At 64.7% G+C, this 23,038-nt stretch carries 29 protein-coding genes; 9 read left to right on the top strand and 20 right to left on the bottom strand.

Going from position 1 to position 23,038, the window contains the following annotated elements:
* Window positions 1-115 precede the first annotated feature (115 nt).
* The 6 genes from AAG821_RS15745 to AAG821_RS15720 form a co-directional block, all read right to left on the bottom strand.
* Complete coding sequence (locus tag AAG821_RS15745; RefSeq protein WP_341913467.1) at window positions 116-907, bottom strand: succinate dehydrogenase iron-sulfur subunit; 792 nt, start codon at window positions 905-907, stop codon at window positions 116-118.
* A gap of 20 nt (window positions 908-927) precedes the next feature.
* The gene (sdhA, locus tag AAG821_RS15740) at window positions 928-2,715 is read right to left on the bottom strand and encodes a succinate dehydrogenase flavoprotein subunit (protein ID WP_341913465.1); all 1,788 of its coding nucleotides are present in this window, start codon (window positions 2,713-2,715) and stop codon (window positions 928-930) included.
* A 4-nt stretch (window positions 2,716-2,719) separates the two neighbouring features.
* Window positions 2,720-3,115, bottom strand: coding sequence for a succinate dehydrogenase, hydrophobic membrane anchor protein (gene sdhD / locus AAG821_RS15735; RefSeq protein ID WP_341913463.1), 396 nt, complete (start codon window positions 3,113-3,115; stop codon window positions 2,720-2,722).
* Window positions 3,116-3,125: 10 nt separating this feature from the next.
* The gene (gene sdhC, locus AAG821_RS15730; RefSeq protein ID WP_341913461.1) at window positions 3,126-3,512 is read right to left on the bottom strand and encodes a succinate dehydrogenase, cytochrome b556 subunit; all 387 of its coding nucleotides are present in this window, start codon (window positions 3,510-3,512) and stop codon (window positions 3,126-3,128) included.
* 270 nt (window positions 3,513-3,782) lie between these two features.
* A complete protein-coding gene (locus AAG821_RS15725; RefSeq protein ID WP_341913459.1) occupies window positions 3,783-4,853 on the bottom strand; it encodes a MaoC family dehydratase in 1,071 nt (356 codons plus the stop codon).
* Window positions 4,854-4,867: 14 nt separating this feature from the next.
* Window positions 4,868-5,743 (bottom strand): CoA ester lyase, encoded by an 876-nt coding sequence (locus AAG821_RS15720; protein ID WP_341913457.1) that lies wholly within the window; start codon window positions 5,741-5,743, stop codon window positions 4,868-4,870.
* A gap of 133 nt (window positions 5,744-5,876) precedes the next feature.
* Between AAG821_RS15720 and pdxY the strand changes: the two genes are divergently transcribed.
* A complete protein-coding gene (gene pdxY / locus AAG821_RS15715; protein WP_341913455.1) occupies window positions 5,877-6,743 on the top strand; it encodes a pyridoxal kinase in 867 nt (288 codons plus the stop codon).
* 3 nt (window positions 6,744-6,746) lie between these two features.
* On the opposite strand, the gene AAG821_RS15710 is transcribed toward pdxY, so the two are convergent.
* From AAG821_RS15710 to AAG821_RS15685, 6 genes are all read right to left on the bottom strand, one after another.
* Window positions 6,747-7,250, bottom strand: coding sequence for a PAS domain-containing protein (locus tag AAG821_RS15710; RefSeq protein WP_341913454.1), 504 nt, complete (start codon window positions 7,248-7,250; stop codon window positions 6,747-6,749).
* Window positions 7,247-7,738, bottom strand: a complete 492-nt coding sequence (locus tag AAG821_RS15705; RefSeq protein ID WP_341913452.1) for a PAS domain-containing protein — start codon at window positions 7,736-7,738, stop codon at window positions 7,247-7,249. Before AAG821_RS15705 ends, AAG821_RS15710 begins: the two co-directional genes overlap by 4 nt.
* Before the next feature lie 71 nt (window positions 7,739-7,809).
* Window positions 7,810-8,295 carry a DoxX family protein gene (locus AAG821_RS15700; protein ID WP_341913450.1) on the bottom strand — a complete coding sequence of 162 codons (486 nt, stop codon included), beginning with the start codon at window positions 8,293-8,295 and terminating at the stop codon, window positions 7,810-7,812.
* 2 nt (window positions 8,296-8,297) lie between these two features.
* On the bottom strand, window positions 8,298-9,050 hold the full coding sequence (locus AAG821_RS15695; protein WP_341913449.1) for a DNA-binding domain-containing protein: 753 nt from the start codon (window positions 9,048-9,050) through the stop codon (window positions 8,298-8,300).
* Between the two features lies 1 nt (window position 9,051).
* Window positions 9,052-9,909 carry a DUF692 domain-containing protein gene (locus tag AAG821_RS15690; protein WP_341913447.1) on the bottom strand — a complete coding sequence of 286 codons (858 nt, stop codon included), beginning with the start codon at window positions 9,907-9,909 and terminating at the stop codon, window positions 9,052-9,054.
* A gap of 74 nt (window positions 9,910-9,983) precedes the next feature.
* Window positions 9,984-10,268 carry a DUF2282 domain-containing protein gene (locus tag AAG821_RS15685; RefSeq protein ID WP_341913445.1) on the bottom strand — a complete coding sequence of 95 codons (285 nt, stop codon included), beginning with the start codon at window positions 10,266-10,268 and terminating at the stop codon, window positions 9,984-9,986.
* Window positions 10,269-10,448: 180 nt separating this feature from the next.
* On the opposite strand from AAG821_RS15685, the gene AAG821_RS15680 reads away from it, so the two are divergent.
* Window positions 10,449-11,030, top strand: a complete 582-nt coding sequence (locus tag AAG821_RS15680) for a sigma-70 family RNA polymerase sigma factor (protein WP_341913443.1) — start codon at window positions 10,449-10,451, stop codon at window positions 11,028-11,030.
* 13 nt (window positions 11,031-11,043) lie between these two features.
* Window positions 11,044-11,682, top strand: a complete 639-nt coding sequence (locus AAG821_RS15675; RefSeq protein WP_341913441.1) for an NrsF family protein — start codon at window positions 11,044-11,046, stop codon at window positions 11,680-11,682.
* A 70-nt stretch (window positions 11,683-11,752) separates the two neighbouring features.
* Here AAG821_RS15675 and AAG821_RS15670 read toward each other — a convergent pair whose 3' ends face one another.
* Complete coding sequence (locus tag AAG821_RS15670; protein ID WP_341913439.1) at window positions 11,753-12,778, bottom strand: aspartate-semialdehyde dehydrogenase; 1,026 nt, start codon at window positions 12,776-12,778, stop codon at window positions 11,753-11,755.
* A 205-nt stretch (window positions 12,779-12,983) separates the two neighbouring features.
* Window positions 12,984-13,394 carry a nuclear transport factor 2 family protein gene (locus AAG821_RS15665; protein ID WP_341913437.1) on the bottom strand — a complete coding sequence of 137 codons (411 nt, stop codon included), beginning with the start codon at window positions 13,392-13,394 and terminating at the stop codon, window positions 12,984-12,986.
* Between the two features lie 101 nt (window positions 13,395-13,495).
* Here AAG821_RS15665 and AAG821_RS15660 point away from each other — a divergent pair, with 101 nt between their 5' ends.
* From AAG821_RS15660 to AAG821_RS15645, 4 genes are read left to right on the top strand one after another with little or no spacing between them, the layout of a single operon-like run.
* On the top strand, window positions 13,496-13,960 hold the full coding sequence (locus tag AAG821_RS15660; protein WP_341913435.1) for a nuclear transport factor 2 family protein: 465 nt from the start codon (window positions 13,496-13,498) through the stop codon (window positions 13,958-13,960).
* Entirely contained in the window at window positions 13,960-14,520 is a 561-nt protein-coding gene (locus AAG821_RS15655; RefSeq protein ID WP_341913433.1) for a TetR/AcrR family transcriptional regulator, read from the top strand. Before AAG821_RS15660 ends, AAG821_RS15655 begins: the two co-directional genes overlap by 1 nt.
* A 54-nt stretch (window positions 14,521-14,574) precedes the next feature.
* Window positions 14,575-15,498 carry a glutathione S-transferase family protein gene (locus AAG821_RS15650; RefSeq protein ID WP_341913431.1) on the top strand — a complete coding sequence of 308 codons (924 nt, stop codon included), beginning with the start codon at window positions 14,575-14,577 and terminating at the stop codon, window positions 15,496-15,498.
* Between the two features lie 4 nt (window positions 15,499-15,502).
* Window positions 15,503-16,108: a 2-hydroxychromene-2-carboxylate isomerase gene (locus AAG821_RS15645; RefSeq protein ID WP_341913429.1), complete on the top strand. Its 606-nt coding sequence runs from the start codon at window positions 15,503-15,505 to the stop codon at window positions 16,106-16,108.
* Here the strand turns inward: AAG821_RS15645 and AAG821_RS15640 are convergent, their stop codons facing one another.
* On the bottom strand, window positions 16,109-16,744 hold the full coding sequence (locus tag AAG821_RS15640; RefSeq protein WP_341913428.1) for a LysE family translocator: 636 nt from the start codon (window positions 16,742-16,744) through the stop codon (window positions 16,109-16,111).
* A 70-nt stretch (window positions 16,745-16,814) separates the two neighbouring features.
* Here AAG821_RS15640 and AAG821_RS15635 point away from each other — a divergent pair, with 70 nt between their 5' ends.
* A complete protein-coding gene (locus AAG821_RS15635) occupies window positions 16,815-17,318 on the top strand; it encodes a 2'-5' RNA ligase family protein (RefSeq protein ID WP_341913426.1) in 504 nt (167 codons plus the stop codon).
* A 1-nt stretch (window position 17,319) separates the two neighbouring features.
* Here the strand turns inward: AAG821_RS15635 and AAG821_RS15630 are convergent, their stop codons facing one another.
* The 5 genes from AAG821_RS15630 to leuC form a co-directional block, all read right to left on the bottom strand.
* Window positions 17,320-18,051: a methyltransferase domain-containing protein gene (locus AAG821_RS15630; protein ID WP_341913424.1), complete on the bottom strand. Its 732-nt coding sequence runs from the start codon at window positions 18,049-18,051 to the stop codon at window positions 17,320-17,322.
* Window positions 18,048-18,683, bottom strand: a complete 636-nt coding sequence (locus tag AAG821_RS15625; RefSeq protein ID WP_341913423.1) for a glutathione S-transferase family protein — start codon at window positions 18,681-18,683, stop codon at window positions 18,048-18,050. The genes AAG821_RS15630 and AAG821_RS15625 overlap by 4 nt, the downstream gene beginning before the upstream one ends.
* 113 nt (window positions 18,684-18,796) lie before the next feature.
* A complete protein-coding gene (gene leuB / locus AAG821_RS15620; RefSeq protein ID WP_341898624.1) occupies window positions 18,797-19,909 on the bottom strand; it encodes a 3-isopropylmalate dehydrogenase in 1,113 nt (370 codons plus the stop codon).
* 27 nt (window positions 19,910-19,936) lie between these two features.
* Window positions 19,937-20,560, bottom strand: a complete 624-nt coding sequence (gene leuD, locus AAG821_RS15615; RefSeq protein ID WP_341913421.1) for a 3-isopropylmalate dehydratase small subunit — start codon at window positions 20,558-20,560, stop codon at window positions 19,937-19,939.
* Between the two features lie 14 nt (window positions 20,561-20,574).
* A complete protein-coding gene (leuC, locus tag AAG821_RS15610) occupies window positions 20,575-21,984 on the bottom strand; it encodes a 3-isopropylmalate dehydratase large subunit (RefSeq protein WP_341913420.1) in 1,410 nt (469 codons plus the stop codon).
* A gap of 140 nt (window positions 21,985-22,124) precedes the next feature.
* Between leuC and gcvA the strand changes: the two genes are divergently transcribed.
* Window positions 22,125-23,021, top strand: a complete 897-nt coding sequence (gene gcvA, locus AAG821_RS15605) for a transcriptional regulator GcvA (RefSeq protein ID WP_341913419.1) — start codon at window positions 22,125-22,127, stop codon at window positions 23,019-23,021.
* Window positions 23,022-23,038: the final 17 nt, after the last annotated feature.

Below are 23,038 nucleotides of genomic sequence, written 5' to 3'. Positions count from 1 at the left end.
AACGCTCAGCGGCCTTGCCTAAACACATCACACAGAAGATTCGGCCGCGAGTGTAACGCGGACCGGCTTTACCGATCCAGCCGTTTGCCCCCTGTTTGGTCTTTAGTCTAGCAGATCACCCGCGCCGTTCCACCATCAGCTTTTTGATTTCACCGATGGCCTGCGCCGGGTTCAGCCCCTTGGGGCAGGTCTGGGCGCAGTTCATGATGGTGTGGCAGCGGTACAGCCGGAAGGGGTCTTCCAGGTTGTCGAGGCGCTCGCCGGTCATCTCATCACGGCTGTCGGCAATCCAGCGATAGGCCTGCAACAGAATGGCCGGGCCGAGATAGCGGTCGGAATTCCACCAGTAGCTCGGGCATGAGGTGGAGCAGCACGCGCAGAGAATGCATTCGTAGAGGCCATCCAGCTTCTTGCGGTCGTCAGCCGACTGCAGACGTTCGCGTGCCGGCGCCGGGCTCTGGGTCTGCATCCAGGGCTTGATCGAGGCATACTGGGCATAGAAGTTGGACAGATCGGGGACCAGATCCTTGATCACCGGCATATGCGGCAGCGGATAGATCTTCACGTCGCCGTCGATATCCTCGCAGGCCTTGGTGCAGGCCAGCGTGTTGCCGCCATCGATATTCATGGCGCAGGAACCGCAGACGCCTTCGCGGCAGGAGCGGCGGAAGGTGAGCGAGGGGTCGATCTCGTTCTTGATCTTGATCAGGGCATCCAGAACCATCGGGCCGCAGTCGTTCATGTCGACTTCATAGGTATCGACCTGCGGGGTCTTGCCGTCATCCTGGTTCCAGCGATAGACGCGGAACTTCTTGACCTTGCGCTCTTCGCCCGGCTTGGCCGGCGGCAGCGCCCAGGTCTTGCCCTGGGAGATCTTCGAATTCTTCGGGAGCGCGAACTCAGCCATCGGGAGGTATCCTTGCTTCCTTAGTAAACGCGCTTCTTGGGCTCGATATACGAGACCTCGTTGGTCAGCGTGTAGGTGTGTACCGGGCGATAGTCGATGGTGACGCCGCCCTTGTCGTTGAGCCAGGACAGGGTGTGCTTCATCCACTCCTTGTCGTCGCGGTCGGCAAAATCTTCGCGGGCATGGGCGCCGCGGCTCTCCTTGCGGTTCTCGGCAGAATGCATGGTGACGACGGCCTGGCGCACCAGGTTGTCGAGTTCCAGCGTTTCGACCAGGTCCGAATTCCAGACCAGCGAGCGGTCCGCCACGTCGATATCCGGCATCATCTTGTAGACGTTATCGATCAGGCCGACGCCTTCCTTCAGCACCTCGCCGGTGCGGTAGACGGCGCAGTTGTTCTGCATGGCGCGCTGCATCTTGTCGCGGATCTGCGCGGTCGGGCTGCCGCCCTTGGCATTGCGGAAGTGATCCAGACGGGCCAGCGCATTGTCGCCGGCATTCTTGATCTCGCGATGCTTGGCATTCTTGTCGACCACCTTGGCCGCACGGATGGCAGCGGCGCGGCCGAACACCACCAGATCGATCAGCGAGTTGGAACCCAGGCGGTTGGCACCATGCACCGAGACGCAGGCGGCTTCGCCCACTGCCATCAGGCCGGGCACCACGCTGTCGGGGTTGCCGTCCTTCAGGGTCAGCACTTCGCCATGATAATTGGTCGGGATGCCGCCCATGTTGTAATGCACGGTCGGCAGCACCGGGATCGGCTGCTTGGTCACATCGACGCCGGCAAAGATCTTGGCGCTTTCCGAAATGCCGGGCAGGCGCTCATGCAGGATCTTCGGATCGAGATGATCCAGATGCAGGAAGATGTGGTCCTTGTTCTTGCCCACACCGCGGCCTTCGCGGATTTCCATGGTCATGGCGCGGCTGACCACGTCGCGCGAGGCCAGATCCTTGGCCGACGGCGCATAACGCTCCATGAAACGCTCGCCGGCGGAATTGACGACATAGCCGCCTTCGCCGCGCGCGCCTTCGGTGATCAGGCAGCCCGAACCGTAGATGCCGGTGGGATGGAACTGCACGAATTCCATGTCCTGCAGCGGCAGGCCGGCGCGCAGCACCATGCCGCCGCCGTCGCCGGTGCAGGTATGGGCCGAGGTGCAGCTGAAATAGGCGCGGCCGTAACCGCCGGTCGCCAGCACCACCATATGGGCGCGGAAGCGGTGCATGCTGCCATCGGCCAGGTTCCAGGCCATCACGCCGCGGCAGGCGCCATCCTCGTCCATGATCAGGTCGAGAGCGAAGTATTCGATGAAGAACTCGGTGTCGAATTTCAGCGACTGCTGGTACAGCGTGTGCAGCATCGCATGGCCGGTGCGGTCGGCGGCGGCACAGGTGCGCTGGGCCGGCTCGGCACCGAAATTCTTGGTCATGCCGCCGAAGGCGCGCTGGTAGATCTTGCCTTCCGGGGTGCGGCTGAACGGCACGCCGAAATGCTCCAGTTCCACGACGGCCGGCACGGCTTCGCGGCACATGTATTCGATGGCGTCCTGGTCACCGAGCCAGTCGGAGCCCTTGACGGTGTCATACATATGCCAGCGCCAGTTATCCTCGCCCATGTTGCCAAGGGCCGCCGAGATGCCGCCCTGTGCCGCCACCGTGTGGCTGCGGGTGGGGAACACCTTGGAGATGCAGGCGGTCTTCAGGCCGGCAGCCGCCAGGCCCATGGTGGCGCGCAGACCGGCGCCGCCGGCGCCGACAACGACGACATCGTAATAGTGGTCGTGAACCTGATAGCTGGCGGGCATGGGTTTAGGCTCCGAAAAACAGCTTGAGCACCGACAGGGCGGCAATGCCGCCAAGGATGAAGGTGGCGAAGGTGATGCCGAGCAGGCTCACCAGCTTGAGGCCTTCGCTATGGACATAGTCCTCGATCACCACCTGTAAACCCAGCTTCATATGCCAGAAGACGGCCAGGATGCTGAGCAGGGCGAGCAGGGCGAACAGCGGGTGTTTGAAGGCGGCGGCGACGGCGGCATGATCGCCGGTCGCCAGCTTCAGCAGGCAGACCAGCAGGACCAGCAGCAGCGGGATCATCGCGACGGCGGTGACGCGCTGCATCCACCAGTGCTGCACGCCTTCCTTGGCGGCACCCAGGCCGCGGACATTCTTCAGCGCGCTGCGCATCGGCTTGTTGGCATTGCTCATGATGCGCTCCTCACTTCCAGGCGTAGGCCAGGATCCAGGCCAGCACGGTGAGCACCACCGAACCCCCGATCACCGCCCAGCCCGACTTGTTGGCCACCGGCAGGCTGTAGCCATGGCCGGCATCCCAGAACAGGTGCCGGATGCCGTTCAGCAGATGGTAGAACAGCGCCCAGGTGAAACCGAGCAGCACCAGGCGGCCGAGGATCGAGCCGAGGCAGGCCTGCACCATCGCGTAGTAGTCGGGGCCGGCGGCCGCGGCGACCAGCCACCAGGTCAGCAGCAGCGTGCCAGCCGCCAGACCGCAGCCGGTGGCGCGGTGCAGGATCGACGTCGCCATGGTGACGGGCCAGCGATAAATCTGCAGATGGGGAGAGAGCGGTCGTTCGACGTTCGCCATTTTTGCGCCTTCGCCCCTGGAACGGACCTGGGGCATTCGGGGTGGGGCGGTCCGCCGGCGGCGCAGGGGAAAGCAGCCGAGTCGGCGTCCGAAACAGGCCGGATACTAGCCCCGGAGCCTGCTTAGTCAATGATTGAACTCTTCTGTTTTTAACGATCTAAACCCCCGGCTTGCAACGGATTTTCGGTCCGGGCCAAGCGGGAGTGAGTTGTTGCGAATGGCTCTCAGAAATATAAAACGAACGGTCGTTTTAATGCCTAAGCTCCGGTCTCAGCGGCGGCGCTTTTCCCGTTTCGGCATCACCACCCAGTAATCCAGGTCGAGTACCACGCTGTCGGGATACTTGCCGGTGCTGTCCTTGTCGGGGAAGGCGGCGGCGGGCTGGTCCTTCACCGCGACCGTGCGGATGCGCAGCGCAGCGGCATCGGTACGGCCGTCCAGTTCGGCCTTATCCAGCACCTGCGACCAGGCATAGATGGTGTTGCCGGCGACCGTGGGATTGACATGGCGGCCGCCATTGATGGCAACCACGAAAGCGGCATTCCCTAAGCCGTTGAAGCTGAGCGCGCGCGCCAGGCTGATGATATGGCCGCCATAGATCAGGCGGCGGCCGAGCTTGTCCTGGCCCTGGCGATGCTGGTCGAAATGCACCTTCGCCGTGTTCTGATACAGGCGGGTGGCGAGCATATGCTCGGACTCTTCGATGGTCATGCCATCGACATGGTCGATCTTTTCGCCGGGTTCGTAATCTTCCCAGCCATGGCGGCTGCCGGCCAGCGTCCAGTCATATTGCGCGAAGTTGAGCCCCATTGGCAGGCGCAGGCGGTCGGCCGGCAGATGGTCGATCAGCTTCGGCACGCGCTCATCCGTGATCACCGCGCTTTCATCGCGCTTCTTCACCATCACCCAGCGCACGTAATCCAGCACCAGCTCGTCGCTTTCCTTGTAGCCCTGGCTGCGCACATAGACCACGCCGGTCTTCTTGTTGGAATTTTCCTTCAGGCCGATCACGCGCGAAATGGTGTGCAGCGTGTCGCCGGCAAAGACCGGCGCCAGCCAGCGGCATTCGGCATAGCCCAGATTGGCCACGGCATTCAGCGAGATTTCCGGCACGGTCTTGCCGAACACGACATGGAAGGCCAGCAGGTCATCGACCGGTGCGGCACGCAGACCCAGGCGGCGCGCGAAGCTGTCGGCCGACTGCACCGGAAAGCGCGGGCCATACAGCGCGGTATACAGCGCCACATCACCGGCGGTGACGGTACGCGGGGTGGCGTGGCGGATTTCCTGATCGAGCTTGAAATCCTCGAAGAAATTGCCCGGGTTGGTCTTGTCGCTCATGTCTGGTCCGTTCCTCAAGCCGCCTGCAGTTTGGCAATCGCATCCGCCAGCGCGGCCAGCTTTTTCGCCTGCTCGACATGCAGGTTCTCGATCAGCTTGCCATCCACCAGCACCACGCCCTTGCCTTCCTTTGCCGCCGCCTCGAAGGCGGCGATGATCTTGTGCGCATAGGCCACCTGCGCGTCCGTCGGTGCAAACACGCGGTTGGCCGTGTCCAGTGTCTTGGGATGAATCAGGGTCTTGCCGTCAAACCCCAGTTCCAGTCCCTGGCGACAGGCCGCCTCGAAGCCGGCTTCGTCGTCGAGGTCGAGATAAACACCATCGAGTATTGCCAAACCGTAAGCGCGCGCCGCCAGCATGCAGAGGCCCAGCGCGGTGATGACCGGCAGCCGCAGCGGCGTGTGCTGGGCGTTCAGATCCTTGACCAGATCGGAAGTGCCCATCACCAGGGCGGCGAGGCGCGGCGAGGCGCCGGCGATCTCTTCGGCGCGCAGGATGCCCTTCGGCGTCTCCATCATGCACCAGATCGCGGTTTTGGCCTGGCCATGCTGCTGCAGCAGGGCCGCGACCTCCTGCACCTGTGCCGCCGACTCCACTTTCGGCAGCAGGATGGCATCGGGCGCGGCCTTGGCGGCGGCGATCACGTCATCGCGGCCCCAGGACGTGTCGAGACCGTTGCTGCGGATGATCAGCTCGCGCATGCCATAGCCGCCGGCGGCAACCGCGGCGCAGACCTGGTCGCGGGCCATCACCTTCTGCTCCGGCGCCACCGCGTCTTCCAGATCCAGGATCAGCGCATCGGCGGCTAGCGTCCGGGCCTTTTCCAGCGCCCGGGCATTGGAGCCGGGCATATACAGCACGCTGCGGCGGGGACGGGCGGTGGCGGCCATGCGAAAGACCTTTTGCAGAATTGTTGCGGTGCAATAAGTTTGAATTGCGCCACTATAAACGCCGACTTAGGCATGGCAAGGTTCCGTTACGTCCGCCTTTTGTCTGTATAGCAACGACTTCAGGATTTCGCCCATGCGCGTGCTCAGCATCCAGAGCCAGGTGATCTACGGCCATGTCGGCAACAATGCTGCCGTGTTTCCCCTGCAGCGCAACGGGATTGAAGTCTGGTCGGTGCCGACCGGGCTGCTGGCCTTCAATCCCTCCTATGGTCCGCCGGCGCATCGGTCCACCGCGCCGGAGGAGATGGATGCCTGGATCGCCGCCTTGCAGACGCGGCCGGAATGGAACCAGATCGATGCCGTGCTGCTCGGCTGGCTCGGTAACCCGCGCACGGCCGAGGCCGCCGGCCGCGCCGCGCTGGCGGTGAAGGCGGCCAATCCGAAGGCGATCTTCCTCTGCGACCCGGTGATGGGCGACAGCGACAGCGGTCTGTATGTCGATCCGGCACTGCCCGCCTATATCCGCGACCATCTGTTTCCCACCGCCGATATCGCCACGCCGAATGGCTTCGAGCTGGAATATCTCACCGGCGGCAAGATCGACGATCTGCCATCCGCGCTGGCCGCCTGCGATGCGCTGCGGGCGAAAGGTCCGGCGATGGTGGTGGCCACCACGCTGCAGCGGAAGGATGGCGGCCAGAGCCAGAGCCAGACCCTGCTGGAGGCGCTGCTGGTCACTGCCGATGGTGCCTGGCTCTGCGCCGTGCCGGATCTGGGCGAGGGCCTGCCCAAGGGTGCGGGCGATCTGTTCGCGTCGCTGTTCCTCACCCGGCTGCTGAAGGGCCGCACGCCGAAGAAGGCGCTGCTGTTCGCCATGTCGGCGACCTATACCGCGTTGCGCGATGCGCGTGAGAACCGCGCGCCGGAGATGCGGCTGCACATGATCCAGGATCTGTTGCGGGCGCCGCAATTCCTGCCCGATATCGAACGCGTGCGCTGACTCTTACAAGTTACTACGCAAGACGCTGCCGATGCCGTCATAGAAGACGGTGAAGCCGAGCAGCATGTCGACATGTTTGCCGTCGCTGGCCAGCGGCATCATCAGGCGCTCCAGTTCGGCCGTTTCGGCATTGGTGCGAAACCGCGGCGGGCCGCGACGATGGCTGATCTGTGCATTGGTGGCGGCATCGACAAAGCTGCGCGAGCGTGAACTCACCGTCTCGAAGCCGGCTTCCATGTCATGCAGCCAGCTGCCGGTCATCGATCCGTTGAAGCCGAGATCGACATGACTGCCGACCAGGCGGAAACGGAAGCGCGGAATGGTGATATTGCCCTCCGGCTGATGCACCTCCAGCAGCCAGGCATAGGGCAGCAGGGCCGGCATGCCGAGCGGGTCGATATGCTGGCGGCCCGGCAGCAGGCCTTCGGCCGGCGCCGCCGCGCGCCAGTAGGCCAGGCCATTCCGGATCACCGGATGGGCATCGGCGGGCAACACGAAACCGCTCATGTTATCGATCCGATAATGCTGCCGTCGGGCAGGTAGAACAGGGTCAAACAGAATAGCATATCCGTTTCAGTGCCATTCCCCGCCAGCGGCAGCAATAGGCGCTCGAGCGACCGGAATTGCTGGTTATGGGCAAACAGCGGTGCCCCTTTGCGATAGGCCGGCGCCGGCTTGGACAGCATGGCGATATAAGGCGCGGCAATCTCTGGCACGGTGTAGAAGTCCGGATTGACGTCATCCATCATCTGGCCGGTCAGGCTGCGGCCCATGCTGCGGTTCAGTGCGGTGCCGGCAATGCGATAGCGGAAGCGCGGCGGCTCACCCCGGATCACGTCGACCAGCCAGACATGCGGCAGCAGATGCGGGATATCGAGCGGATCGAAATGCTGCCGGCCCGGAAGCCTGTCCGGTGCCGGGTGGATGCGAAGCCAGTATTGATAGGCATCCTGGATCAGGACATGCGCATCGTCAGGCAGGGGAGAAGCGGTCATCTAAGACCGCATTACGCCTCAAGCCATCGTATTGCGCAATCCGGCTTTGGCCGCAGGCGACATCGGTGGCGTCACTTTCCACCGCGTCCAAACCGCTGGATCAGGTGATCGATGGATAGTCGTCCGGGGCCACGGGCAATAATGATCAGGAGACTGATGGCCCAGATGCCATGGGTCGGCCAGGCATCGGGATAGACGAAAATCTGGATCACGGCGGTCATGCCCAGCAGCGCGAGGGCAGCGAAGCGGCTGGCAAAGCCCATAACGAGCAGCAGCGGGAAGAGATGCTCGCCCAGGGTTGCCAGATGGGCGGCGAGCACCGGATCGAGCAGCGGCAGCCGGTATTCCTCGCGGAACAGCGCGATGGCGTTTTCCGACACGCGCCAGCCGTCCAGTTTGGTCTGGCCGGACTGCCAGAACACCGCTGCCGCGAAGACACGGGCGCCGAGCGCGATCAGGCTGTGCGGAATCCGGTCCAGCATGGCGATGATCCGCTGCAATGTGGCGGCGAGGCTGGCGGCACGGGGTGTTGCGGGTAGGGGGAGCGAGCGGGTCATGGTCATGAGTCTTCCTGTGAATCCATGCAGGCGATCACGGCGCCGCGCATGAAGAGGGCGGCCAGCGCCGGGCCGAGATCGAACGTGGCGGCAGCATCCAGTGCGGCAGCCGCCGCTTCGCCTAGCGTGCTGCCGGCCTGCAAGGCGGTGAGGAATGCCGCTTCGCCCGGTGCCAGGATGACGACATCCACGCTGTATTGCGGGCGCAGCACTAGCATGTCCTGGGCCGCCCAGTCGGTGATCTCGGCCAGTGGCAGCCGCCCGGTATTCATCGCCCAGATGGTGGCGGCGGGATAGTCTGCGCGCAGGATTTGCAGCGACGGATGAAGGGTGACGCGAAGGCCGCCGATGCGGTCGGCCGCCAGCCGGCCCAGTGTGTCGGCGGCCAGCGGATGCGCGTCGGTGGCATGAAAAGCGCGCGTATAGGCCAGCTCCAGCCGTGCCACATCGGCGAGATAGGGCAGCTCGGTGGCCGGTGTAAAATCCCTGAGAAAATCCGGCAGCGTGGCGCCATAGTCGAGCAATACCGGCGAGGCCGGCGGCGACTGCCGCACGAAGATCGCCGCCATGGCGGCGAAGAATTCTGTGCCGACAATGGCCTCGACGGCCGGAAAGCCGGCGGCCAGCGCGCGGCTCAGGCCGCTGACCACGTTGTTGCGATAGACGGCGAAACGCTCGGCCGGATCGGCGGCCAGCAGGCCGGGCGGCAGGGCATGCGCGGCATCCAGCAGGGCGGTGGTGAAAGTAGGCTGCATGTCAGGCCGCCACAGCCTTGCCGGCAACTCGATCCAGCAACTGTTGCGCACGCGCGGTTTCTGCCGCCAGCACCGGCCAGGCCGGCACATCGGTGTCCCATTCCACCAGGGTGGCGCGGGCACCGATACGGGCGATGACGGATTCATATAGCTGCCAGACGCCGGTGCTCACCGCACTGCCATGGTCGTCGATCAGCAGCGGCATGCCATGACGGTCTGTCGTCGCATGATGGCCGGCAAGGTGGATCTCGCCCACATGCTGCAGCGGGAAGCGCGCCAGATAGGCGACAGGGTCTTCGTCGCGGTTGCTGCAGGCGACCTGCACATTGGTGACGTCCAGCAGCAGGCCGCAGCCGCTGCGTGCCGCGATCTCGGCCAGGAATTCGGTTTCAGGGATCGTGCTGGCAGAAAATTGCAGATAGGTGGCGGGATTTTCCAGCAGCAGGCGCCGGCCCAATGCGTCCTGGGTCTGCGTCACATGCGAAATCACGCGCGCCAGTGTCGCATCGGTATAGGGCAGCGGCAGCAGATCGTTGAGGAAAACGCCGCCATGGCTCGACCAGGCCAGATGCTCGGAGAAGCTCTGCGGCTGATAGCGGTCGCAGAGCCGGCGCAGGCGCAGCAGATGGTCGCGATCGAGCGGCGCCGTGCCGCCGATGGACAGTCCGACGCCATGCAGCGACAGCGCCATGTCCTGCCGCAGGGCCGTCAACTGCGCATGCGGCAGGCCGCCGTCGCCCATGTAATTCTCGGCATGCACTTCAATGAATCCTGGCACAAAGCCCGGCTGCACCGTCGCGGCCTGCAGGGCGGCGAAATGCGTGGGCTTGAAAGTGGTGCCGGCTGTATCGGGGAGCATGGCGTTGATCGGATCGGGAAAGGGAATGGGCGGATGCCGACAGGTCAGCGTCGAGAGCATCCGCCCAGGCGGGATCAGCCCTTGATCGGCTCCAGCGAGCCCATGCCCTTCGGGGTCTTCATGGTGGTGCAGGTGCCCTTGGCGACCAGCTTGAAGGCATTGCCCTGGTAATCGACCTTCGAGGTGCCAGCGCAGGTGGTGCCGGGGCCGGCGGCGCAGTCATTCTTGCCGGCCATGGCGACGCCATAGCACTTTTCCTTGCCGGCATCCTGGGCCGGGGCCGGGCTGGCGATGAGGGCCATCGCGGTGGCGAGCGAGCCGGCCAGCAGGGCGGCGGTCAGATGCGTCTTGGCGAGCATGGGTGTCTCCTGTGATGCCGCGGGTTGGGGGAAGGCCGGGCGGTCGCGGCTCGATCCCGCCCATACCCCCTCATTCGCCAGGTCGCCGGCCTGTGTTACGCTGCTCACGCTTTCGTGTAGCAATTATTTTTTCTGCCGCCGGCCTGTAACATCGGGCCGTGCCGTGACGAAGGACTGGATGTGAGCGACCGCAATCTCGCCCATGCGCAAGGCGAGCAGGAAACCCGCTGGAGCAGCCTGATGCGGGCTGGCCTTGGCGGCGACCGTGCCGCTTATCAGGCCCTGCTGGTCGAACTGGCGCCGGTGCTGCGCGTTGCGGCCCGGCGCGGGTGCCAGAAATTCGGCCTGATGCCGGCAGATGCGGAGGATGTGGTGCAGGAGACCTTGCTGGCCATTCATCTCAAGCGGCAGACCTGGCAGCAGGATGTGCCGATCGGCCCGTGGATTCGCGCCATCGCCCGCAACAAGCTGGTCGATGCGCTGCGGCGCCGCGGCCGGCGTGGCCGCGAGATCGATATCGACGATCTCAGCGACGTGCTGGCGGCACCGGCCGAAGAGGATCGCAGCGTGGTGGGCGACGTGGTCCGCCATCTGCACAGCCTGGCCCCGGGCCAGCGCAATGTGGTGCAGGCGGTGGCCGTGGATGGCGTTTCGATCCGCGACACGGCGCAGCGCCTGATGATGACGGAAGGTGCGGTGCGGGTGGCGCTGCACCGCGGACTGGCGGCCCTGGCCCAGCGGTTAAGAGAGCACGGCACCTGAGGAGCAGCGAGACATGAAAACCGACGATCTGATCCGCGCGATTGCCCAGGATGCGACCCCGCCGGGCCTGCGGCCGGAAGTGAAACTGTCGCTGGCGCTGGCCGGCGGCATCATTGCTGCCGCGGTGCTGTTCATGCTGCTGCTCGGGCCGCGCGGCAATGCGCTGGCCTCGCTGGATGAACTGCGCTTCCTGCTGAAATTCGTTGTCACGCTGGTGCTGGCGGTGGGGGCCACCGGTCTGGTGCTGCGCCTGATCCGCCCCGGCGCCACGCTGGGCGCCTGGCGTCGCGCCCTGTTGCTGGCGCCCGGCCTGCTGCTGATCGGCATTGCCAGCGAACTGATCGCGTTGCCCGGTTCGGGCTGGCTCACCGCCCTGGTCGGCAGCAATGCGCGCAACTGTCTCACCTATATTCCGCTGATGGGTCTTGCGCCGCTGGCGCTGATCCTGCTGGCCCTGCGCAGTGGCGCACCGTCGCGGCCCGCACTCGCCGGTGCCGTGGCCGGGCTGATCGCCGGCGGGATTTCAGCCGCGCTCTATGCGGCGCATTGCCCGGACGACAGCCCGCTGTTCGTCGCCACCTGGTACACGCTGGCGATTGCCCTGCTGGCCGGCCTTGGCGCATTGATCGGCCGGCGCCTGCTGCGCTGGTAGGAAAAAAGAAGGGGGCCGCTGTTGCCAGCGGCCCCGGAGGAGAACTCTGCTTCTTTAATGACGGACCGTTTTAAGCGGCCTGCTTCTTCAGATGGCGGGCGGCCAGCACTTCGGCGATCTGCACCGCATTCAGCGCCGCGCCCTTGCGCAGGTTGTCTGAGACCACCCACATCACCAGGCCGTTCTCGACGGTGAAATCCTCGCGGATGCGCGACACGAAGGTGTTGTAGTCGCCGGCGCAGTCCAGCGGCGTGATATAGCCGCCGTCTTCGCGGCGATCCAGCACCTGCACGCCCGGCGCGCTGCTGAGGATCTCGGTCGCCTCTTCGGCCGAGATCGACTGCTCGAACTCGATGTTGACGGCTTCCGAATGGCCGATGAACACTGGCACGCGCACGCAGGTGGCGGTCAGCTTGATCTTCGGGTCGAGAATCTTCTTGGTCTCGGCCGTCATCTTCCATTCCTCCTTGGTGTAACCGTCGTCCATGAAGACGTCGATATGAGGAATGACGTTGAAGGCGATCTGCTTGGTGAACTTCTCGCGTACCACCGGATCGTTGACCAGAATCTGCTTGGTCTGGCGCTCCAGCTCGGTGACGCCCTCGTTGCCGGCGCCCGACACCGACTGGTAGGTGGCGACGACGACGCGCTTGATGGTGGCGCGGTCATGCAGCGGCTTCAGCGCGACCACCAGCTGGGCGGTCGAGCAGTTCGGGTTGGCGATGATGCCCTTCTTGGTATAGCCGGCGATGGCATCGGCATTCACTTCCGGCACCACCAGCGGCACATCGGGGTCCATACGCCAGAAGCTCGAATTGTCGATCACCACGGCGCCCTGGGCGGCGACGCGCGGCGCCCATTCCTTCGAGGTGGCGCCGCCGGCCGAGAACAGCGCGATGTCGACGCCGCGGAAGTCGTACTCGTCGAGCGCCTTCACCTTGATATGCTTGTCGCCATACATGACGTCGCGGCCGACCGAGCGGCGCGAGGCAAGGGCAACCACTTCCGAAACCGGAAACTTGCGTTCGTGGAGTATGTTGAGCATTTCGCGGCCCACCACACCGGTGGCGCCGACAACGGCGACCTTATAGGTCATATCTGGCCTTCTTTCGCTGCGTCCGGCAGGTCGACACCCGGCGGACTTTGAGGAACACGAGACGTATGTTGGTGCCCGGCAGGCCGCGCCCGGCAGGCGAGCGGGAAATTAGGCCCGCCCCTGCCGGCAATCAAGCGGGAAATTGCCGCAGTTGTACCCCTAGCGGCCCCACGCAATAAAATCTTTTATTATCAATTGTTTAAGTTCATTCCATCAGGTCGTAATGGAACACCTTGGCGATGATCTGCCAGCGGCCGTCGAGTTTGATGAAGGTGAGCAGATCCGTGAAGAATTTCGGCCCGATGGCGCATTCCACCCGGGCCAGCGCCGTCACCGGCCCGGCAAATTCAATCGAGATGATCCTGTCGCGCCGGGTCTCGCCCCGGCTCGCCGGCGGTTCGCGCTTCTCCACCACCGGGAAATACTCGTCCATGCCCAGTTTCAGCAGGGTGCCGTCGGTGGCGCAGGCATAGCTGGCGGCCGGGTGGAACACGCGGGCGAGCTTCGCGGTGTCACAGGTGTAGAGCCCGTCGAAATAGTCGCGCAGCACAGCAGTGAGGGCGGCGTAATCGGCGGCGTTGCGCTCCACGGTGCTCAGCGGTGCCTGCTGGGTCATTCTGTCTTCCTCCCGGATGGTTCAGGCGTGAGGATAGGAGAGCGCTTGCAAAAGGCTAGCCCTGCGGTATTGTACCGATAGGTACAAACAAGGATATCCGCATGGCCCGCCCCCCGTTGCCGCCCTTCACCGCCGAAACCGCCGCCCAGAAGGCCCGCATGGCCGAGGATGCCTGGAACAACCGCGATCCGGCCAAGGTGGCGCTGGCCTATACCGAACAGAGTGTCTGGCGGAACCGGGCCGAGTTCATCCGGGGCCGGGTGCAGATCGAGGAGTTCCTGACCCGCAAATGGCAGCGCGAGCTGGACTACCGCCTGATCAAGGAAGTCTGGGCGTTTACCGGCAACCGTATCGCGGCGCGCTTTGCCTATGAATGGCGTGACGACAACGGCCAGTGGTATCGCAGCCATGGCAACGAGCAGTGGCAGTTCGATGCGGACGGCCTGATGGAACGCCGCGAGGCCAGCATCAACGATGTGCGCATCACCGAGGCCGACCGCAAGTTCCACTGGCCGCTCGGTCGCCGTCCTGACGACCATCCGGGGCTGAGCGACCTCGGACTGTAATGCCCGCAGCCCTGTTATCCCGCGACGACCTGATTGCCCGTCTGGGCGATGTGTTCCGCGAACATGGCTTCGAGGGCGCGTCGCTCAGCGCGATCACCGCCGCCACCGGCCTGGGCAAGGGCAGCCTGTATAACCACTTTCCCGGCGGCAAGGACGAGATGGCCACGGCTGTGCTCGCCCATGTCGATGCCTGGTTCGAGCATGAGGTTTATGCGCCGCTGCGGGAGGCCGACCATCCGCGGCAGGCTCTCGCAGCGATGTTCGCCGCCGTGGATGCGTATTTCCGCGGCGGCGGCCGTATCTGCCTGGTCGGGGCCTTTGCGCTGGATGCCACGCGCGACCGCTTCGCCACCGCCGTGCAGGATTATTTTGTACGCTGGATCGCGGCGCTGGCTGCCTGTCTGCGGCGCGGCGGCGCGAAACACGCCAGGGCGCAGGCGGAAACCATCATCGCCGGCATCCAGGGTGCGCTGGTGCTGAGCCGCGCCTTGAACGACACGGCCGCCTTCGGGCGGCAGCTGCGGCAGTTACAGCATCAGGCCGAATCCGCCCTTGCCTGACGTAAGGGTAAAGCCCTTATTGTTACCTCCAAGATCATAAACGGAGGAAACACGATGAGCGGCGACCTGATCCTGCACCACTATGGCACCTCGCCGTTTTCCGAGAAGGTGCGCGTCGCCTTCGGCATCAAGGGCCTGCCCTGGCAGTCGGTGAAAATCCCGCCGATGATGCCCAAGCCCGATCTCACCGTGCTGACCGGCGCCTATCGCAAGACGCCGGTGATGCAGGTCGGCGCCGATATCTACTGCGACACCCAGATCATCCTGCGCGAGATCGAGCGCCGCCATCCCACGCCGACGCTCTATCCCGGTCCCGCGAAGGGCCTGGCCGAGGGTGTCGCCTTCTGGGCCGACCACCAGCTGTTCAGTGCCTCCGTCGCCATCGCCTTTGGCCTGATGGGCGATCAGATGCCCGATGCCTTCCTGGAAGATCGCGCCAAATTCTCTGGCCGCACCATCGACCGCAGCAAGATGAAGATGCAGGCCGCTGTCATGACCGGGCCCCTGCGTGCGCATCTGGGCTGGATTGAGGAGGCCCTGCATGACGGCCGCAAATTCCTGTTCGGCGATGCGCCATCGCTGGCCGATCTTGCCGTCTATCACTGCGTCTGGTTCGTGCGCGACCGCGCCAAGGCCACCGATCTCGCCGATTACACCGCGCTGAATGTCTGGGCCGACCGCATGAAGGGTTTCGGCCATGGCAGCCCGAGCGAGCTGGACTCCAAGGCCGCTGTCGAGATCGCCAAAGCTGCCACGCCGGCGCCGGTGCCGGCCGGCGTCGCCGCCAATGCCATGGGGCTGAGTGCCGGCATGCCGGTGAGTGTGACACCCGACGATACCGGCCGCGATGCCACCGTGGGCGAGCTGGTGGGGCTGACGGCGCAGAGCATCACGATTGCGCGCGAGGCCCCGGAGACCGGTCGCGTGCATGTGCATTTCCCGCGCGCCGGTTTCATCCTGGTGCCGCATAGGGGCTGAGCAGATGGGCAAGCAGATCGAAGTCTTCTACGACGTCTCCTCGCCATGGACCTATCTCGCCTTCGTCAATGTGCAAAAGCTGGCACGGGAAGAAGGCGCGGAGATTCTCTGGCGGCCATTCCTGGTCGGTGGCGTGTTCAATGCCGTCAATCCCACCATGTATCGCATGCGGGAAAACCCGGTGCCGGCACGCGATGCCTGGACGAAGCAGGACATGCAGGCCTGGGCGCGGCTGGCGGGTGTGACCATCACCTTCCCGCCGAAAGTCTTTCCGGTCAATTCGGTGAAGGCGTTGCGCGCCCTGCTCTGGGCCAAGACGCAAGAGAAGGAGGTCGCACTGGCGCAGGCCTTCTTCGAACTCTACTGGAGCGAGGACCGCGACATTTCGCAGGACGATGTGGTGGCGGAAGCGGCACGTCGTGCGTCTCTTGATCCAGCCTCCCTCGCAAAGGCGATCACCGAACCTGGCGTGAAGGAACAGCTGAAAGCCAATACGGATGAGCTGATCGCGCGTGGCGGCTTCGGTTCGCCGACGCTGTTTGTGAACGGTGAAATGTTCTTCGGCAACGACCGCCTGCCGCTGGTGCGCGAGGCGCTCAGAAAAAGCTGATTAGGCGCGCCTGATCAGCCCCGCACCCGACTGCGTCAGTGCCTGCAGGCCGAAGCCTAAGAAGATCACCCCGCTGATTCGCGTCACCCAGAGTTCGTGGCGGCGATAGAGCTTGCGTACCGGGGCGGCGCCGATCACCCAGACCAGGATCGCATCGCCGATCACGAAGCCGGTACAGGCCGCCAGCAGCAGCGGCGGCAGGCTGGCCCAGTCGAGTGCTGCGGCATGGGCGGCGAGCAGCGCGGTGAACATGGCAATCGCCACCGCATAGCTTTTCGGGTTGGTGATGCCAAAGGCCAGGCCGCGCCGCAGCGGCTGCGTCACCCGGGTATCGAGGTCGCCATCCTCACGACGCCGTACCGTGACGGCGCGCCAGCCGAGCAGCAGCAGGTAGGCGCCGCAGACGACGCCGAGGATATCGAAAACCAGCGTGCCCAGGCTGGCCGAGCCGATGATGGCGGTGAGCGCCAGCGCGCCCCAGACGATGTCGCCGACGAAATGCCCGGCGAGGAACTTCAGTCCGGCGACGCGGCCCTGGCCGGCACCGATGCCGAGCAGAGCGAGGAAAGCCGGACCGGGGGTCAGCGTATAGGCGGCGCCGGCGATGGCGGCGGCGAGATAGAGCGAGAGCGACATGGCGCGAGCCTAGCGCATCGCGATGCAGGGCGGAATATGGCAGTCTCGATACCGGCGATAGGATTTGGCTATGCTGGCGGTGATTGCGGTTCCCGAGTTTTCAAGCGGCGATGCGGCCTGGATCGACAGCATCCGCCGCGCCCATGATCCGCAATACGAGGCGGTTGCCGCCCATGTCACGCTGGTGTTTCCGTTCGACTCGGCCGATCCCGACTGGTTCGCCGGCCATGTCGCGTCGGTTGCTGCCGTCACCGCGTCGCTGGCGGTGACCTTCGACCGGCTGGCGCGGATCGACAATCCGCATCAGCCGAAATACCGCTTCCTCAATGTGCTGCTGGCCGATGCCGAGAGCAGCGTGCCGCTGACCGCACTGTATCAGGCGCTCGGTGGCAGGGGGGCGTATGAGCCGCATCTGACCCTGACGCGCTTCGGCGCGGTGTTCAGTGCGAAAGCCTTTGAACGGCAGATGGGCGCGCTGGGTGCGCCACTGGCCGGCCGCATCGCGGCACTGGAAATTCTGAACATCGCCCATGGCGCGATCCGCCGCGAAGCGGCGTATCCGCTGGCGGGATGATCTAGTGCGTGCGCACCAGCACGCAGATGATTTCGTGGAAGTTCAGTTCGAAATGCGCCACGAAGCCGGGAAACTTGATGTATTCGGTGCCGAGCGCCAGCGTCTGGAACCAGGCCGGCGCATCCCAGGCATGGTAATGGATGGAATAGTTCATCTGCTGCAGCCGCAGCGCCTGGGCTTCCGCCTCGGCGCCCTGCTTGTTCTCCACCAGCGTGGCCCATTCCATGTAATGGGTGGCGCGGGCCTTTTCCGGGCCTTCCTGGTCGTCCTGCACCAGATGCGCAAAGGGCGTGGTGGGGCGGTTGCGGTCGAAGGTGAAATCGCGGTTCGGAATGGCGTAGAACAGCCGGCCGCCCTTGCGCAGCTTGGCAGTGTGGATGCGCAACGTGCCGAGCAGGTTTTCGCAATGCTCGAGGAAATGGTTGGCGACGATGAAATCGAGGCTGCCATCGGGAATGCTGGCCAGCGTCTCGCCATTGTCGATGATGTCGGGCGCCTGCAGCTTGCGCTGCGCCATCTCGGGGAATTCCTTGTACAGGTCTTCCAGGCTCATGCGGTCGACATACTTTGCCTGCGCATTCGGCGGCAGGTCGAGCGGGGTGCCGAGCGCGCCGATCTCGATGCCGGTGCCGCCCAGATAGCGCCGCGCGATGAAGGCGCGCAGGATGCGCTTGTCGGCGACCTGCTTCTGCGGTGCGGGCTGCGGCGCGGACTGGGGCGCAGGCTGGTTCATGGGGTCTCCAGCGGATGGGCGCGGAAGGCCGGCATGGCTTCCGCTTTCTCGGTCAGAGCATACAGCGCCGGGTATAAACCATCCGTTACCAGCTCCGGCACCATGACGCGCAGGAAGCTGACCGTCACCGCCGCCGTCACATCGGCCAGCGACAGCTGCTCACCCAGCAGCCAGGTGCCGTCATTGGGTTTGCGCGTTGCCGCCTGGGCATCCAGCGCGGCCAGGCCGCCGCTGGCCTGGCGCAGCAGATGCTGGCGCCAGGGTTCATGCACCTTCTCGGCTGGACGGCGGCGCACCTCGTAGATCGCGTTCACCGCCTTGTCGAGCACGCCCGAGCCGATAGCCATCAGCTGGATGCAGTCGCGCCGCGCCTTGCCATGGGCCGGCACCAGGCTTTTCGCCGGGCCGACCAGATCCATCAGGTAATCCAGGATGGCGGCGGATTCGATCAGGCGTTCACCGTCTTCCAGTTCCAGCACCGGCACGCGGCCGACCGGATTGAGTTCCAGCCCGCGCTCGGGATCGGCGGTGACCGAGAGATATTCGCGGCTGTGCGGCACATCCAGCAGGGTCATCGCCACGGCGACGCGGCGCGTATAGGGCGACAGATTCCGACCGATCAACTTCATCATGCGAGAGGCTCCGCTGCTGCGCACAGGGTCGCCCTATCGCCGGCCGATGGCAAGACCTGAATGAAAAAGGCCGGGATGCGATCCCGGCCTTTTGTCTGTTGCGTGACAGCCGATCAGGCGGCCAGCTTGTCGAGTTCCATCAGCAGGGCGTCGCCCATGCCGGTGGTGCCCACCCGGGTACCGCCGCCGCCGAGATCGGCGGTGCGGATGCCCTTGCTCAGCACATTCTCCGCCGCCTGGTCGATCAGGTCGGCATCGGCGCTCAGGTCATAGGCATAGCGCAGCGCCATCGAGAAGCTCTGGATGGTGGCAAGCGGATTGGCGATGCCCTTGCCGGAAATATCCGGCGCCGAACCGTGGACCGGCTCGAACAGCGCCATGCGGCGGCCGGTGGCCGGGTCGGCCGCACCCAGAGATGCGGACGGCAGCATGCCGAGCGAACCGGTCAGCATGGCAGCGGCATCCGACAGGATGTCGCCGAACAGGTTGTCGGTCACCATGACGTCGAACTGCTTGGGCGCGCGCACCAGCTGCATGGCACCGTTATCGGCATACATATGCTCCAGCTGCACGTCCTTGTATTTTTCCTGGTGCAGCTTGGTGACTTCCTCGCGCCACAGCACGCCGGATTCCATCACATTGGCCTTTTCCAGCGAGGTCACCTTGTTGCCGCGCTTCTGCGCCAGCTCAAACGCCACCGCCGCCACACGGCGGATTTCGCTGGTGGTATAGACCTGCGTGTTGATGCCGCGGCGCTCGCCGTTGGGCAGGGTCTCGATGCCGCGCGGCTGGCCGAAATAGACGCCACCGGTCAGCTCGCGCACGATCATGATATCCAGGCCGCGCACGATCTCGGGCTTCAGGCTGCTGGCATCCACCAGGGCGTCGAAGCACTTGGCCGGGCGCAGGTTGGCGAACAGGTCCATTTCCTTGCGCAGGCGCAGCAGGCCGCGTTCCGGCTTCTGGTCGAACGGCAGGTTGTCCCATTTCGGGCCGCCGACCGCACCCAGCAGCACCACGCCGCAATCGAGCGCATCCTGCATGGTCTTGTCGTGCAGCGGCGTGCCGTGCTTGTCGAAGGCCGAACCGCCGACCAGGTCTTCCTTGACATCAAAAGAGACGTGCCGGCGCTTGTCCATCCAGTCGATGACGCGGCGCACTTCGCCCATCACCTCGGGGCCGATCCCGTCGCCGGGCAGCATCAGCATGGTACGGTTGGAAGCCATTTTCTGTTTTTTCCTTGTTGAGACGGATTAACGGCCAGCCTGGGCATAAAGCCAGGGCTGGGTACCATGCTGCTTGCTCTCGAAGCTGTCGATCTTCGACTTCTTCTCCAGCGTCAGGCCGATATTGTCCAGGCCATTCAGCAGGCAGTGCTTCTTGTGGGCGTCGATCTCGAACTTGATCACGCCGCCATCGGGGCCGGTGACTTCCTGCTTTTCCAGATCGACGCTGATACGGGCGTTGTGGCCGCGCTTGGCGGCGTCCATCAGCTTGTCGACCTCGGCCTTCGGCAGGGTGATCGGCAGGATGCCGTTCTGGAAACAGTTGTTGTAGAAGATATCGGCGTAACTGGTCGAGATGACGCAGCGGATGCCGTAATCCAGCAGTGCCCAGGGGGCGTGCTCGCGCGACGAGCCGCAGCCGAAATTGTCGCCGGCGACCAGGATCTGGGCGCCCTTGTATTGCGGCTGGTTCATGAAGAAGTCCGGCACCGGCTTGCCGTCCGGGGTTTCGCGCAGCTCGAAGAACAGGCCCTTGGCCAGGCCGGTGCGTTCGACAGTCTTCAGGAACTGCTTGGGGATGATCATGTCGGTATCGACATTGATCATCGGCAGCGGGGCGGCAACGGCGGTCAGCGTGGTGAACTTGTCCATTGTTTTCTCTCCGCTCAGATCTTGCGCACGTCGGTCAGGGTGCCGGCAATCGCGGCTGCCGCTGCCATGGCCGGGCTCATCAGATGGGTGCGGCCCCGTGCGCCCTGCCGGCCTTCGAAGTTGCGGTTGGATGTGCTGGCGCAGCGCTCCTCCGGCTTCAGTTTGTCGGCATTCATCGCCAGGCACATCGAGCAGCCGGGCTCGCGCCATTCGAAACCGGCCTCGACGAAGATCTTGTCCAGGCCTTCTTCCTCGGCCTGGTGCTTCACCAGGCCCGAACCCGGCACCACCATGGCCTGCACGCCGGCCGCCACCTTGCGGCCCTTGGCCACCACGGCGGCGGCGCGCAGATCCTCGATGCGGCCATTGGTGCAGGAGCCGATGAAGACGCGCTGCACCGGCACGGTGTCCAGCTTCTCGCCGGCCTTCAGCCCCATGTATTTCAGGGCGCGTTCGAGCGCGATGCGCTTCTGCTCGTCCTTCACATCGGCCGGGTTCGGCACGATGCCGGTGATCGGCGCCACATCCTGCGGGCTGGTACCCCAGGTGATATGCGGTGCGATGTCCTCGGCCTTCAGCTCGACGATGGTGTCGTAATGGGCGCCGGCATCGGTCGGCAGCGTCTTCCACCAGGCCAGCGCCTGTTCCCAGGCGGCGCCCTTCGGCGCATGCGGCTTGCCCTTCACGTAGTCGAAGGTCTTGTCATCGGGCGCGATCAGCCCGGCGCGGGCGCCGGCTTCGATCGACATGTTGCAGACCGTCATGCGGCCTTCCATCGACAGGGCGCGGATAGCGCTGCCGGTATATTCCATCACATAGCCGGTGCCGCCGGCGGTGCCGATCTTGCCGATAATGGCGAGGATGATGTCCTTGGCGGTGACACCGGGGCCGAGCTGGCCGTCGATGTTGATCTTCATGTTCTTGGCCTTGCGCTGCGGCAGGGTCTGGGTGGCGAGCACATGCTCGACCTCCGAGGTGCCGATGCCAAAGGCCAGGCTGCCGAAGGCGCCATGGGTGGAGGTGTGGCTGTCGCCGCAGACAATCGTCATGCCCGGCTGGGTGTAGCCCTGCTCGGGGCCGACGATATGTACGATGCCCTGGTTGATGTCGTTCATCGGGTAGTAGTTGACGCCGTATTCCTTGGCGTTGCGGTCCAGCGTCTCGACCTGGATGCGGGCTTCCTCGTCCTCGAACACGAACTGGGCGCGGTCCGGGGTGGTCGGCACGTTATGGTCGGGCACGGCCACCGTGCGGTCCGGGCGGCGCACCTTGCGGCCGGCGGCCTTCAGGCCGGCAAAGGCCTGGGGCGAGGTGACTTCATGGACCAGGTGCAGGTCGATATAGAGCAGGCCATTGCCGTCGCCGTCGATATCGACGAGGTGGCTGTCCCAGATCTTGTCATACAGGGTGCGGGGCGCGGTCATGGCTGCTGGTCCGTTCTTTCTCGGGTATTTTTATTGCGGGTACGGGGGCGTTACGGGAGGCGGATTCAAGCCCAGCGGGGCCCGCCCGTCCAGTGGGGATCGCTGGATTTAAATTCCCCTCCGGCTTAAAAGAAATTCCCATGGCCCACCTGCCCAGCCGCCGCCTGCTGCCCCTCAATGCCCTGAAGGCCTTCGAAGCCGCCGGCCGCCACCTGAATTTCACCGCCGCGGCCGAGGAACTCTCGGTCACGCTGTCGGCGATCAGCCACCAGATCCGCCAGCTCGAGGAGCTGCTGGGGGTGCCGCTGTTCCACCGCACCCGCAAGGGCTTGGTGCTGTCGACCGAGGGGCAGCTGATCCTGCCCGACGTGCAGCGCGGCTTCGATTTCCTGGCCAGCGCGCTCAGCAAGCTCGAGGCTCGGCGCGGCGAAGGCACGCTGACCCTCAGCATGCTCTCGACGTTTGCCATGCGCTGGTTCATTCCGCGGCTGCCGCGGTTCCAGGAAAGCTATCCCGATATCGAGGTGCGCATCACCACCTCGCTGAAACCCGCCGACCTGGAGCGCGAGGGCATCGACTGCGCCATCCGCTATGGCGATGGCGACTGGCCGGGGCTGAATGCCACCCGGCTGTTCGCCGAGGCGCTGGTGCCGGTGGCGCATCCGAAATTCGCCGAGACGGTGAAGACCCCGGCCGATCTCAAGGGCCAGAAGCTGCTGCATTCGCAGAACCGCCGCGAGGACTGGCGCGTCTGGCTCAAGGCCACCGACCAGACCGATATCGACCCCACCGTGGGCCAGATGTTCGAGACGCGCAGCTACGCGATCCAGGCTGCCGTGCAGGGCATGGGCATCGCCGTGATGGACCCGGCGATGGTGGCCGAGGAAGTGAATGCCGGCCGGCTGGTCAAGCTGTTCGACACCAGCCTGGCGCTCACCAACGCCTACTGGTTCGTCTGCCTCGACCATATGGCCGACGCGCCGCGCATCAAGGCGATGCGCGACTGGCTGGTGGAAGAGGCGAAGGCAGCGGTCTAGTCTTCACCCTGTGACAT

It is taken from the genome of Ferrovibrio terrae (assembly GCF_943372915.1).
Lineage (GTDB): Bacteria > Pseudomonadota > Alphaproteobacteria > Ferrovibrionales > Ferrovibrionaceae > Ferrovibrio > Ferrovibrio terrae_A.
Note: the sequence above shows the minus strand (reverse complement) of the source record. Positions and strands in the feature narration are given on the sequence as shown.

Coding starts and splice junctions, on each gene's coding strand:
- AAG821_RS15745 (WP_341913467.1), bottom strand. CDS start 907: ATGGCTGAGTTCGCGCTCCCGAAGAATTCGAAGATCTCCCAGGGCAAG.
- sdhA (WP_341913465.1), bottom strand. CDS start 2,715: ATGCCCGCCAGCTATCAGGTTCACGACCACTATTACGATGTCGTCGTT.
- sdhD (WP_341913463.1), bottom strand. CDS start 3,115: ATGAGCAATGCCAACAAGCCGATGCGCAGCGCGCTGAAGAATGTCCGC.
- sdhC (WP_341913461.1), bottom strand. CDS start 3,512: ATGGCGAACGTCGAACGACCGCTCTCTCCCCATCTGCAGATTTATCGC.
- AAG821_RS15725 (WP_341913459.1), bottom strand. CDS start 4,853: ATGAGCGACAAGACCAACCCGGGCAATTTCTTCGAGGATTTCAAGCTC.
- AAG821_RS15720 (WP_341913457.1), bottom strand. CDS start 5,743: ATGGCCGCCACCGCCCGTCCCCGCCGCAGCGTGCTGTATATGCCCGGC.
- pdxY (WP_341913455.1), top strand. CDS start 5,877: ATGCGCGTGCTCAGCATCCAGAGCCAGGTGATCTACGGCCATGTCGGC.
- AAG821_RS15710 (WP_341913454.1), bottom strand. CDS start 7,250: ATGAGCGGTTTCGTGTTGCCCGCCGATGCCCATCCGGTGATCCGGAAT.
- AAG821_RS15705 (WP_341913452.1), bottom strand. CDS start 7,738: ATGACCGCTTCTCCCCTGCCTGACGATGCGCATGTCCTGATCCAGGAT.
- AAG821_RS15700 (WP_341913450.1), bottom strand. CDS start 8,295: ATGACCCGCTCGCTCCCCCTACCCGCAACACCCCGTGCCGCCAGCCTC.
- AAG821_RS15695 (WP_341913449.1), bottom strand. CDS start 9,050: ATGCAGCCTACTTTCACCACCGCCCTGCTGGATGCCGCGCATGCCCTG.
- AAG821_RS15690 (WP_341913447.1), bottom strand. CDS start 9,909: ATGCTCCCCGATACAGCCGGCACCACTTTCAAGCCCACGCATTTCGCC.
- AAG821_RS15685 (WP_341913445.1), bottom strand. CDS start 10,268: ATGCTCGCCAAGACGCATCTGACCGCCGCCCTGCTGGCCGGCTCGCTC.
- AAG821_RS15675 (WP_341913441.1), top strand. CDS start 11,044: ATGAAAACCGACGATCTGATCCGCGCGATTGCCCAGGATGCGACCCCG.
- AAG821_RS15670 (WP_341913439.1), bottom strand. CDS start 12,778: ATGACCTATAAGGTCGCCGTTGTCGGCGCCACCGGTGTGGTGGGCCGC.
- AAG821_RS15665 (WP_341913437.1), bottom strand. CDS start 13,394: ATGACCCAGCAGGCACCGCTGAGCACCGTGGAGCGCAACGCCGCCGAT.
- AAG821_RS15660 (WP_341913435.1), top strand. CDS start 13,496: ATGGCCCGCCCCCCGTTGCCGCCCTTCACCGCCGAAACCGCCGCCCAG.
- AAG821_RS15655 (WP_341913433.1), top strand. CDS start 13,960: ATGCCCGCAGCCCTGTTATCCCGCGACGACCTGATTGCCCGTCTGGGC.
- AAG821_RS15650 (WP_341913431.1), top strand. CDS start 14,575: ATGAGCGGCGACCTGATCCTGCACCACTATGGCACCTCGCCGTTTTCC.
- AAG821_RS15645 (WP_341913429.1), top strand. CDS start 15,503: ATGGGCAAGCAGATCGAAGTCTTCTACGACGTCTCCTCGCCATGGACC.
- AAG821_RS15640 (WP_341913428.1), bottom strand. CDS start 16,744: ATGTCGCTCTCGCTCTATCTCGCCGCCGCCATCGCCGGCGCCGCCTAT.
- AAG821_RS15635 (WP_341913426.1), top strand. CDS start 16,815: ATGCTGGCGGTGATTGCGGTTCCCGAGTTTTCAAGCGGCGATGCGGCC.
- AAG821_RS15630 (WP_341913424.1), bottom strand. CDS start 18,051: ATGAACCAGCCTGCGCCCCAGTCCGCGCCGCAGCCCGCACCGCAGAAG.
- AAG821_RS15625 (WP_341913423.1), bottom strand. CDS start 18,683: ATGATGAAGTTGATCGGTCGGAATCTGTCGCCCTATACGCGCCGCGTC.
- leuB (WP_341898624.1), bottom strand. CDS start 19,909: ATGGCTTCCAACCGTACCATGCTGATGCTGCCCGGCGACGGGATCGGC.
- leuD (WP_341913421.1), bottom strand. CDS start 20,560: ATGGACAAGTTCACCACGCTGACCGCCGTTGCCGCCCCGCTGCCGATG.
- leuC (WP_341913420.1), bottom strand. CDS start 21,984: ATGACCGCGCCCCGCACCCTGTATGACAAGATCTGGGACAGCCACCTC.
- gcvA (WP_341913419.1), top strand. CDS start 22,125: ATGGCCCACCTGCCCAGCCGCCGCCTGCTGCCCCTCAATGCCCTGAAG.